Below are 10,942 nucleotides of genomic sequence, written 5' to 3'. Positions count from 1 at the left end.
ACGCCCGATGCAGTTCATCGGGCGTCTTTGCTGGAGCTTAATTAACGGGTAACGAAAAAGGCGGTTACCCGTCAACTTATTCCAGGACTAGTCACTGGGGTTGGCCGCTGTTCCCCGAAGTTTTTACTTGAGGAGGTTCGCCAGGGCGACGTACTGGGCCAGGCCGACGGCTTCGGGGCGGTCGGTGGGGTTGATGCCGGCGGCGACGATCTGTTCTTCGGTGAACATGCCGGCCAGGCAGTTGCGGATCACCTTGCGGCGCTGGGAGAAGGCTTTCTGCACCACGGCCTCCAGCTTCTCGCCGTCGCATGCCAGCGGCCGGGCGACCGGGATCATGCGCACGATGGCCGAATCGACCTTCGGCGGCGGGTCGAACGCTTCCGGCGGCACCACGAACAGCAGCGACATGTCATAACGCCATTGCAACATCACCGACAGGCGGCCATACACCTTGCTGCCCGGCTCGGCCACCATGCGCTCCACTACCTCTTTCTGCAGCATGAAGTGCTGGTCCTTGACCAGCGGGGCGAAGGTCGCCAGGTGGAACAGCAGCGGGCTGGAGATGTTGTACGGCAGGTTGCCGACGATGCGCAGCTTTTGCCCTTCCGGCACCGGAATGCTGGCGAAGTCGAATTTCAGCGCGTCGCCCGAATGGACGGTCAGCTTGTCGCGCGGGTAGGCTTTTTCCAGCCGCGCCACCAGGTCGCGGTCCAGCTCGACCACGTGCATGTGCTTGAGCGTGCGCAGCAGCTGGTCGGTCATGGCCGCAAGGCCGGGGCCGATTTCCACCATGGTGTCGTCCGGCGCCGGGTCGATCGACTCGGTGATGCTGCCCAGCACGTGCTGGTCATGCAGGAAGTTCTGGCCGAAGCGTTTGCGGGCTACGTGTTGTTTCATTTTTTATTGTCCAAAGAATTATTCGCCATCGCCAGCGCGGCGCCGATGGCTTGCTCCATGCTGCCGCAGTCGGCCTTGCCCAAGCCTTGCGCGGCCAGGTCCAACGCCGTGCCGTGGTCGACCGAGGTGCGGATCAGCGGCAGGCCCAGCGTGATGTTGACGCCATTTCCGAACGTCGCATATTTCAGTACCGGCAGGCCCTGGTCGTGATACATCGCCAAAACACAGTCGGCGTCCCGCAGATACTTGGGCTGGAACAACGTGTCGGCCGGATACGGGCCGCGCGCATCGATGCCGCGGGCCCGAGCGGCTTCGATCGCTGGCGTGATGGTGTCGATTTCCTCGCGCCCCAGGTAGCCGTTCTCGCCGGCGTGCGGGTTGAGGCCGCACACCAGGATGCGCGGCGCGGCGATGCCGAACTTGCCGCGCAGGTCGGCGTGAATGATGTCCAGCGTGCGCCCCAGGCCGTCCCGCGAGATCGCCGCCGACACCGCCTGCAACGGCAGGTGGGTGGTCGCCAGCGCCACGCGCAATGGTTCGCCCGAGCCGGCCTGCGGCCCGGCCAGCATCATCACCACCTGCGGCGTGCCGGTCTTTTCAGCGAAGTATTCGGTGTGGCCGGAGAACGGCACGCCGGCGTCGTTGATGGTGCTCTTTTGCAGCGGCGCGGTGACCACCGCCTCGAACCAGCCGGCCCGCACGCCCTCGATGGCGGCGTCCAGCGTGGCCAGCACGGCGCGGCCGTTTTCCTTGTCCAGCTTGCCAGGCACGACGTGCGCGGCTAGCGGCACGTCGATCACGCTGATGCGGTCCGGGCCGAAATGCGGCAGGCCGCCGTTGCGCACCGCCATCAGCGACAGCGCGGACACTTTAATGTCGGGATCGGTCTCGCTGGCCGTCATGGCCAGGAAGGCGGCGTCGCCCAGCAGCACGCAATTGACTTCGTGCCGCCGCGCCCACGCCGCGCGCAGCGAAATTTCCGGGCCGATGCCGGCCGGCTCGCCCACCGTGACGGCAATGGCGGGGCGCACTCCGGGGCGCCGTTTAGGTGAAGTGGCGCTCATCGTGCTCCCCTTTCTGCTCAGTTGCCTTATTTGCTGGCGGCGTTGGCGGCCTTGTCGTCTTCGTTGCGGTACTCGACGTAGGCGCGGTCGCGGACTTCACGCTGCCAGCTTTCGGTGGCTTCTTCCAGCTTGCGTTCGCGCAGCGCCTGGCGGGCATTGTTGCGCTCGCGCTCTTTCGAGACGTCGTCGCTCTTGCGCTCCAGCACCTGGATCAGGTGCAGGCCGAAGCTGGTCTCGACCGGCTGGCTGACTTCACCGATCTTCAGGTTGTTCATCGCCGCCTCGAATTCCGGCATGGTGTCGCCCGGGTACAGCCAGCCCAGGTCGCCGCCCTTGGAGGCCGAACCGTCGTTCGACACCAGGCGCGCCAGGTCTTCAAACTTGGCGGCGTTGTTGTCCAGGCGCTCCTTCAGTTCCAGCAGCTTGCGCTTGGCGTCGGCCGCGCTCATGGTCGGCGTCACCTTGATCAGGATGTGGCGCGCGTGGGTCTGCTGCACCGAGGCCACGGCTTGCGCCTCGGCCAGGCTGCGGCGGTCCACCGCCTTCAGGATGTGGAAGGCGCCGGTGCTCTTGATGATCGGCGTGACCTGGCCCGGCTTCAGCTTGACCAGCGCCTCGGCGAACACCGGCGGCAGGCGCTCGGGCTGGCGCCAGCCCACCGCGCCGCCCTGCAGCGCGTCGCTGGCGTCCGAGTAGGTGGCGGCCATCTTGGCGAAGTCGGCGCCGGTGCGCAGCTGGCGCATCACTTCCTCGGCGCGCGCGCGGCGCTGGGCGATCACTTCGGCGGTGGCGTTGTCCGGGATGCGGATCATGATTTGCGAGATGTTGATCTCGAACTGCTCGGCGGCGGCGGCTTTTTCGGCGGCCACGAAGCTGTCCACCTCGGCGTCGGAAATCTGGATCTTGGCGTCCACCTCGTGCTCGCGCAGGCGCTGCATGATGATTTCCTCGCGGATCTCCTCGCGGAACGAGGCGTACGGCGTGCCATCCTTTTCCATCTGGTCGCGCAACTGCTGCACGTTCATCTTCTGCGCTTCGGCGATGCGCTGGATGGCGCGGTCGAGCTGCAGGTCGTCCACGCGCACGCCGTATTCCTTGGCCAGTTGCAGCTGCGAGCGCTCGACGATCATGCGCTCCAGCAGCTGGCGGCGCAGGTCGGCGGGCGACGGCATCTGCACGTTCTGCGCCTTCATGCGGGCGGTCACGGTCTTGATGCGGTTGGCCAGCTCGCGCTGGGTGATGACGTCGTCATTGACCACCACCACGATCGAGTCGATCGCCACGTTGCCGGACTCGCCCGGCGGGACGAAGCCGGCGCCGGCCGGTTTCGCGGCCGGCTTGGCGGCGGCCGCTGGCGTGGCGGCGGTGGTGGCCGGCGCGGCGGCGGGGGCTGGCGCAGGCTCAGCTTTCTTCTTCGACGAGAACAGGCTACAACCGCTGAGCGCGGCCGTGCACAACAGGACTGCGAGGAGTTTCATCTGGTACTTACTGGCATTACGCATGTTAGAACGCTCAAAGGTGTAAAAAAGGCAAAAAGGCGCCGACGCGTGTTTTTGCGCGGCGGACGCCAAGTGTACATCAGGAGTTAGCGGCCATAGCCCTCATTCAAACGCTGGTAGCCAGGAATGCTGCTCTTCATCGCCTCCAGCGGACTGCCCACGCCCAGGTGCGACAGGCCGTTCAGCTCGAGCTGGAAGAAGATCTGGGTCGAGGCCTTGGTCGAGGTGGTCACGAAGCGCTGGGCGCCGGTGCGGAACACCCAGCAGTCGGCGTTGTACTCGAGGCCGACCAGGCTTTCCAGGATTTTCTTGTCCTGCACCGAGTAGCTGATGCGGCCCACGCCGTACCAGCGCTGGAAGATCGGCCACTGGCTCGACAGCTCGATGTTCTTGAAGCTGTCGCGCAGGTAGCGGTAGCCCAGGTTCAGCACCTTCTTCTTGCCCGGAATCCACTGCGCGGTGTAGCTCTCCGAGACGATGCGGCTCTGGCTCGGGTTGTACTGCACGGCGCTGTCGAAGGTCCAGGTTTCCGAGATGCGGCCGGTGGCGGCCAGCAGGATGTCGGAGTGGGCGTCCACCACCGGCGTCGACGAGTCGAGCTGCACCTTCTGGTCGCGGAAGTAGAAGCGCTGGCCGAACGCCAGGCGCAGGGCCTCGGCGCCGTTGGCGTCCAGGAAGCGCGAGGTCAGCGCGGCGGTCAGCTGGTTGGCGTCGCCGATGCGGTCCGAGCCGACGAAGCGGTTCTCGCTGAAGATCTGCGCGAAGTTGAAGGTGGCGGCGTCGGTGTCGAAGGTCGGGAACTTGCTCTGGTCGCGGTACGGCGTGTTCACGTAGAACAGGCGCGGCTCCAGCGTCTGCGTCATCTGCTTGCCGCCGAACGTGACGTCGCGCTCGAACACCAGGCCCGAGTCCAGCGAGAAGGTCGGCACCGTGCGCGACAGGTTGTCGGCGCGCTGCGCGCCGAACGCGTCCAGCTGGTAGCTGGCCATGTTGACCATCACCTTCGGCGTGATGAAGTAGCTCGGCCCGATGATCGGGTAGCTGACCTGCGGGATCGCCACCAGGCGCGTGCCGTTGATCAGGGTCGGATGGTAGAAGCGGGTCAGCTCGGAGTCGAAGGCCCAGTCGAAGCCGCCGGCGACGTCGTACTGCGCGGCGTGGAAGTTGACGGCCGGCAGGCGGTCGTACGGGCGCGTCACCGTCAGCGACGGGTCGACCACCGATTCCGGATCCTGCAGCACCTGGTACTTCTGCACGCGCGCGGTCAGGGTCCAGAACTCGCCGTGGTAATCGGTGCGCAGCTCGCGCAGCAGCTGGCGCTCGGTGGAGCTGGACACGGTCTTGGAGAAATCGTTCGGATAGTTGTTGTCCGAGGCGGCGCGGAAGTTCCAGCTGTATTCCCAGTCCTTGCTCAGGTCCTGGCTGTGGGTCGAGCGTATCATCCAGCGGTCGGACTTGATGTCCGGGTTGGCCTTGGCGTATTCGCGGTCGCGCGGCAGATACTCGAGATAGGTTTCGCCGCGGTACAAGCCGCCGTCGGTCTCGCCCAGATAACGTCCCAGCGCGCCGACCTGGATGCCGCGGTTGCCGATGATTTTCGGGTACAGCGTCAGGTCGCGGTTGGGCGCGATGTTGAAGTAGTACGGCACCACCAGCTCGGCGCCGTTCTTGGAACCGAAGCCCGGGGTCGGCGACAGCCAGCCGGAGCGGCGCGCGCCGGACAGCGAGAACGACAGCGCCGGCGTGCCGATGATGGGCACGTCCTTGAAGTAAATCAGCGTCTTGCCGGCGGTGCCGACGTCGCGGCCCGAATCCAGGTTGAGCGTGTCCGAGCGCAAATACCAGTCCGGGTCGGCGCTCTGGCAGGTGCTGTAGGTGCCGTTGATGACCTGCGCCTCATCCTCGTTGATGAAGTTCAGGCGCTCGGCCTTGCCGCGCGCGTGGTTGGCCTCCAGCTGATAGGTCGGGTTGAGCATGTAGCCCTTGCCGGTGTCCATGTTCAGCTTGAGCTCGTCGCCGGTGAAGTAGTCGCCGAAGCGCCAGATCTTCACGTTGCCCTTGGCTTCGACCTCATCCTCGACCTGGCGGTAGCAGGCGGTATCGGCCTTGACCTTGGTCTTGTCCTTGATGATCTCGGCGTCGCGGTCCAGGTTCAGCTCGCGTTCGGGACGCCCGCTGATGTCCTCGGCCATGACGGTGGTGACGGCGTTCTTGTCTTCCACGCGCGGCGCGCGCTGCTTGGGCGCCTGGGCGTAGGCGGGCAACGCCGCTACAGTGAAGATAGCGGACAAGGCATACGCCAAGCGCTGCGGTTTGGGCATGCGACTCATGAAAAGAGGGGACGAAACACCATGAAAGGCGATTTTTTAATTTGAATCCCTTATTATATGGGAATCTTCACCTGACGCCGGTTTCCTCGGCACGCTTCAATGTCTTTATTACAGAATTTAACTTCCGATACACGTCTTGCACTGCTGGTAACGTGGCTGCGCGGCCTGAATGTGGTCGACGTGGACAGCATACGCCCCGCCTCGGCCGACGCCAGCTTCCGCCGCTATTTCCGCCTCAATGTTTTGCCAGAAAAGCAAGCCGCGCTGGGCCCGACCCTGATCGCCATGGACGCGCCGCCGGAGCGCGAAAACGTGCTGGGCTTCGTCAAGGTTGACGAAATGCTCACGCACGCGGGCGTGACGGTGCCGCGCATCGTCGCCACCGATTACGAGGCCGGCCTGATGCTGCTGTCCGACCTGGGCACCACCACCTACCTGTCGGCGCTGAATCACGACAACGCCTCCACCATGTACGCCGAGGCGCTGGAGGCGCTGGTCAAGTTCCAGCTCACCAGCCGCCCGGACGTGCTGCCCGCATACGACCGCGCCTTCCTGCTGCGCGAGATGAACCTGTTCCCCGAGTGGTACATCGGCCAGCACCTGAAAGCCACGCTGACCGAAAAACAGGCGGCCGAGCTGCAAGGCGTGTTCAACGCCATCCTGGCCAACGTCACCGCGCAGGCGCAGGTGTACGTGCACCGCGACTACCACTCGCGCAACCTGATGGTGGTGGACGCCGGCAATCCGGGCGTGCTGGATTTCCAGGACGCGCTGTACGGCCCCATGACCTACGACATCGCCTCGCTGCTGCGCGACGCCTACGTGTCGTGGGACGAGGAACTGGTGCTGGACTGGGCGATCCGCTACTGGCAGCACGCCAAGTCGCTGGGCCTGCCGGTGAACGCCGACATCGACGCCTTCTACAAGGACTTCGAATACATGGCGCTGCAGCGCCACCTGAAAATCCTCGGCCTGTTCTGCCGCCTGAACTACCGCGACGGCAAGGCCCAGTACCTGGACGATCTGCCGACCGTGATGGAATACGTGCGCAAGACCGCCGGCCGCTACAAGGACCTGAAGCCGCTGATCAAGCTGCTGGACCTGCTGGAAGACCGTCAGCCGCAAGTCGGCTACACCTTCTGAGGACGCGCGCATGAAAGCGATGATCTTCGCCGCCGGACGCGGCGAACGCATGCGTCCACTGACCGACACCACGCCCAAGCCGCTGCTCAAGGTGCGCGGCCGGCCGCTGATCGTGTGGCACATCCTGAACCTGGTGAAGGCCGGGATCACCGACATCGTCATCAACCACGCCCACCTGGGCGAGCAGATTGAAAGCACGCTGGGCGACGGCAGCCAGTTCGGCGCAAAGCTGATGTACTCGCGCGAGGAGACCGCGCTGGAAACGGCGGGCGGCATCGCAAAAGCGCGCCATCTGCTGGGCGAGGAGCCGTTCGTGGCCATCTCCGGCGATATCTACGTGCCCTACTTCGACTTCGAACAGGTCAAGGACGTCCTGCACGACAAGGACATGTGGGGCAATCCCTACCCGGCCGACAAGCGCGACATCTGCTGGCTGTACATGGTGCCGAATCCCGACTGGCATCCGGAGGGCGACTTCGGCATGACCATGTATTCGCTGACCAACGACGGTACGCCCAAGTGGACCTTCGGGAACATCGGCGTGTACCGCATGGAGATGTTCGACCGCATCGCCGCCGGCGACTACGCCAAGCTTGGCCCGTTGATCCGCGAGTACGCGGACAAGAAGCAGGTCGGCGGCGAAGTGTACGAAGGCGAATGGCACAACGTCGGCACCGTCCAGCAGCTCGAGCTGCTGAACGCGCCGCTGGCGGCGCTGGCGCCGGCCGGCAAGGGGCTGCAGTAATGAGCGCCCGCGCGCAACGGCGCGCGCGCCTGCTGGCGCAAATGGCGGCGGGCGCGGTGGCCGTGTTGCCGACCGCGCCGGAAGTCGCGCGCAACAGCGACAGCGACTACCCCTACCGTCACGACAGCTACTTCTATTACCTGACCGGCTTCACCGAGCCGGAGGCGGTGGTGGTGCTGGCGGCGGCCAGCGGCGCAACGCCGGCGCGCGCCATCCTGTTCTGCCGCCAGAAAAACCTCGACCGCGAAATCTGGGACGGCTACCGCTACGGCCCGGAAGCCGCGCGCGAGGCCTTCGGCTTCGACGAAGCCTACGCCATCGAAACGCTGGACGAGCAGATGGCCACGCTGCTGTGCGACGCGCCGGCCCTGTACTACCCGCTGGGCGGCAAGCTCGATGCGCGCGTGGCCGGGTGGCTGGCCGCGGTGCGCGCCAAGTCCCGCACCGGCGTCACGCCGCCCGCATCGACGGTCGACCTGCTGCCGCTGCTGGACGAAATGCGCCTGCTGAAAGACGCGGATGAGCAGGCAATCATGCGGCGCGCCGCCGACATCTCGGCCGCCGCGCACATCCGCGCCATGCGCGCCGCGCGCGTCGGCGTCCACGAATACGAACTGGAAGCGGAACTGCTGTACGAATTCCGCCGCAACGGCGCACAAGCGCCAGCCTACACCTCCATCGTCGCGACCGGCGCCAACGCCTGCGTGCTGCACTACAGCGCCAACAACGCGCAAACCCGCGACGGCGACCTGGTGCTGATCGATGCCGGCTGCGAGCTGGATGGCTATGCCTCCGACATCACGCGCACCTTCCCGGCCAACGGCAAATTCAGCGAGCCGCAAAAGCGTCTGTATGAACTGGTGCTGGCCGCGCAAGCCGCCGCGCTGCAAGCCATCGCGCCCGGCCTGCCCTACTCCGGCGCGCACGAGGCGGCGGTGAAGGTGCTGGCGCAGGGCATGCTGGACTTCGGCCTGCTGCAAGGCACGCTGGAGGAAGTCATCGCCAACAAGACCTACCTGCAGTTCTACATGCACGGCACCGGCCACTGGTTGGGCATGGACGTGCACGACGTCGGCCAGTACCGCGACGTCACGCAGGCCGACAAGCCGTCTCGCGCGCTGCGGCCGGGCATGGTGGTGACGGTGGAACCGGGCATCTACGTGCGCCCGGCCGAAGGCGTGCCGGAAGAATACTGGAACATCGGCATCCGCATCGAGGACGACGTGCTGGTCACCGCCGACGGCCACGCAATCCTCAGCGCCAACGCGCCCAAGACGGTGGCCGAGATTGAAGCATTGATGCGGCATGACTGAGCTGGATTACGACATCGCCATCTGCGGCGCCGGACCGGCCGGCATGGCGCTGGCGGCGCTGCTGGTCAAGCGCGGCGTGCCGGCCGCCCGCATCGCCCTGATCGACGCCAGGACGCTGGACCACGCCAGCAAGGATCCGCGCTCGCTGGCGCTGTCCTGGGGCAGCCGGCAGATACTGGAAGAAATCGGCGCCTGGCCGGCGGCGGCCACCGCCATCGAACAAATCCACGTCTCGCGCCGCAGCCAATTCGGCCGCAGCCTGATCGACCGCAAGGATTACGACCTGCCGGCGCTGGGCTACGTCAGCCGCTACGGCAACCTGGTCACCGCGCTGGGCGCTGTATGCGAACGCGCCGGCATCGTGTCGCTGCGCCCCGCCCGCGTCGAGGCGCTCGACGAATTGGACGACGCCGTGGCGCTGACGATCGCAGGGGAAACGCCGCAAGTGCTGCGCGCCGCCATCGTGGTGCAGGCCGAGGGCGGGCTATTCAACGAACAGCAAACCCGCGCCACCCACCGCGACTACCAGCAGACCGCCATCATCGCGCAGGTGCGCAGCACCACACCGCCACCGCACCGCGCCTACGAACGATTCACCGAACAAGGTCCGCTGGCGCTGCTGCCGCAGGACGATGAATACTCGCTGGTGTGGTGCGTGCGGCCGGACACGGCGATCGAGCTGCAAGCCCTGGACGACGCCGACTTCCTGCAAGCCTTGGGCGCGGCCTTCGGCGACCGCGTGGGCACTTTTACGCGCGCCACGCCGCGCCTTGCCTTCCCATTGGGGTTGAACGCGGACCCGCGCAGTACGGCACGCACCGTCGCCATCGGCAACGCGGCCCAGACGCTGCATCCTGTGGCTGGCCAGGGATTGAACCTCGGCCTGCGCGACGTCACCGTGCTGGCGCGCCTGTTGGCGCAAGGCGCCACGCCGGCCATGCTGTCGCAATTCACCGCGTTGCGGCAGCGCGACCGCGGCACCACCGTGCGGCTGACCGACACCATGGCCCGCATCTTCGCCAACGACTCGCCGGCGCAAGCCTTGCTGGGCCTTTCGCTGGCCGCCATCGACGTGGCCGGCCCGGCCCGGGGCCTGCTGGCCGAACTGATGATGTACGGCCGCCGCTGATTAGGTGCGGGTGATCGAGGCGCCGCCGTCCACCAGCGACGCGGTGCCGGTCACGAACGAGGAATCGTCCGAGGCCAGGTACAGCACCGAGCGCGCCAGTTCCTCCGGTTGCGCCACGCGCTTGAGGGCGTGCAGGTTGGTGATGAAGGACGTCGATTCCGGCGTGTTGTTCATGTCGCGGTACATCTGCGTATCCACGGCGCCCGGCAACACCGCGTTCACGCGCACGCCTTGCGGGCCGTATTCCGCCGCCAGCGCCTGCGTCAAACCGATCAGGCCCGCCTTGCTGGCCGCGTAAGCCGCCACGCCGGGGAAGGCGAAGCTGTAGCCGACAAAGGTCGACGTGAAGATCACCGAGCCGCCGCCATGCTTGGCCATTGCCGGCACCTGGTGTTTGGCGCCGAGGAAGGCGCTGGTCAGGTTGGCCGCCAGCGTGTCGTTCCAGCCCTGCTCCGACACGCCGCTGGTTTCGCCCATCTCGCCCAGCGTGCCGGCGTTGTTGTAGGCGATGTCCAGGCGGCCGTAGGCTTCCACGGCGGCGGCGACCAGCGCGGCATTGAACGATTCGGAGGTGACGTCGCCAGCCAGCGCGATGGCTTCGCCGCCATCGGCCTTGATCTCGGCGACCAGGCTATCGAGTTCGGACTGGCGGCGGGCGGCGACAACAACTTTGGCTCCCTCGGCGGCGAACAGCTTGGCGGTAGCGCGGCCGATGCCGGAGGATGCGCCAGTAACGATGGCGACTTTGTTTTGCAGACGGTTCATTTTGAAACTCCTTGAGGTGGGTTGATGTAGCCATCGTATGCTTCATCAACCACACCA

At 66.0% G+C, this 10,942-nt stretch carries 9 protein-coding genes; 4 read left to right on the top strand and 5 right to left on the bottom strand.

What is annotated here, in order from left to right; genetic code table 11:
* Window positions 1–123 precede the first annotated feature (123 nt).
* The 4 genes from rsmA to FHW83_RS27210 form a co-directional block, all read right to left on the bottom strand.
* On the bottom strand, window positions 124–897 hold the full coding sequence (gene rsmA, locus FHW83_RS27225) for a 16S rRNA (adenine(1518)-N(6)/adenine(1519)-N(6))-dimethyltransferase RsmA (protein WP_176649504.1): 774 nt from the start codon (window positions 895–897) through the stop codon (window positions 124–126).
* The gene (pdxA, locus tag FHW83_RS27220) at window positions 894–1,961 is read right to left on the bottom strand and encodes a 4-hydroxythreonine-4-phosphate dehydrogenase PdxA (RefSeq protein ID WP_176649503.1); all 1,068 of its coding nucleotides are present in this window, start codon (window positions 1,959–1,961) and stop codon (window positions 894–896) included. Before pdxA ends, rsmA begins: the two co-directional genes overlap by 4 nt.
* Before the next feature lie 26 nt (window positions 1,962–1,987).
* Window positions 1,988–3,439, bottom strand: coding sequence for a peptidylprolyl isomerase (locus FHW83_RS27215; protein ID WP_176649502.1), 1,452 nt, complete (start codon window positions 3,437–3,439; stop codon window positions 1,988–1,990).
* 107 nt (window positions 3,440–3,546) lie between these two features.
* On the bottom strand, window positions 3,547–5,781 hold the full coding sequence (locus FHW83_RS27210; RefSeq protein ID WP_373997275.1) for an LPS-assembly protein LptD: 2,235 nt from the start codon (window positions 5,779–5,781) through the stop codon (window positions 3,547–3,549).
* Window positions 5,782–5,889: 108 nt separating this feature from the next.
* On the opposite strand from FHW83_RS27210, the gene FHW83_RS27205 reads away from it, so the two are divergent.
* The 4 genes from FHW83_RS27205 to FHW83_RS27190 are packed head-to-tail and all read left to right on the top strand — an operon-like array spanning window position 5,890 to window position 10,120.
* Complete coding sequence (locus FHW83_RS27205; protein ID WP_176649500.1) at window positions 5,890–6,933, top strand: aminoglycoside phosphotransferase family protein; 1,044 nt, start codon at window positions 5,890–5,892, stop codon at window positions 6,931–6,933.
* A gap of 10 nt (window positions 6,934–6,943) precedes the next feature.
* The gene (gene murU, locus FHW83_RS27200) at window positions 6,944–7,678 is read left to right on the top strand and encodes an N-acetylmuramate alpha-1-phosphate uridylyltransferase MurU (protein ID WP_176649499.1); all 735 of its coding nucleotides are present in this window, start codon (window positions 6,944–6,946) and stop codon (window positions 7,676–7,678) included.
* On the top strand, window positions 7,678–8,991 hold the full coding sequence (gene pepP, locus FHW83_RS27195; protein ID WP_176649498.1) for a Xaa-Pro aminopeptidase: 1,314 nt from the start codon (window positions 7,678–7,680) through the stop codon (window positions 8,989–8,991). The genes murU and pepP overlap by 1 nt, the downstream gene beginning before the upstream one ends.
* Window positions 8,984–10,120: an FAD-dependent monooxygenase gene (locus FHW83_RS27190; protein WP_176649497.1), complete on the top strand. Its 1,137-nt coding sequence runs from the start codon at window positions 8,984–8,986 to the stop codon at window positions 10,118–10,120. The genes pepP and FHW83_RS27190 overlap by 8 nt, the downstream gene beginning before the upstream one ends.
* Here the strand turns inward: FHW83_RS27190 and FHW83_RS27185 are convergent, their stop codons facing one another.
* Window positions 10,121–10,885: an SDR family oxidoreductase gene (locus FHW83_RS27185; RefSeq protein ID WP_176649496.1), complete on the bottom strand. Its 765-nt coding sequence runs from the start codon at window positions 10,883–10,885 to the stop codon at window positions 10,121–10,123.
* Window positions 10,886–10,942 lie beyond the last annotated feature (57 nt).

It is taken from the genome of Duganella sp. SG902 (genome assembly GCF_013376005.1).
Lineage (GTDB): Bacteria > Pseudomonadota > Gammaproteobacteria > Burkholderiales > Burkholderiaceae_D > Rugamonas.
Note: the sequence above shows the minus strand (reverse complement) of the source record. Positions and strands in the feature narration are given on the sequence as shown.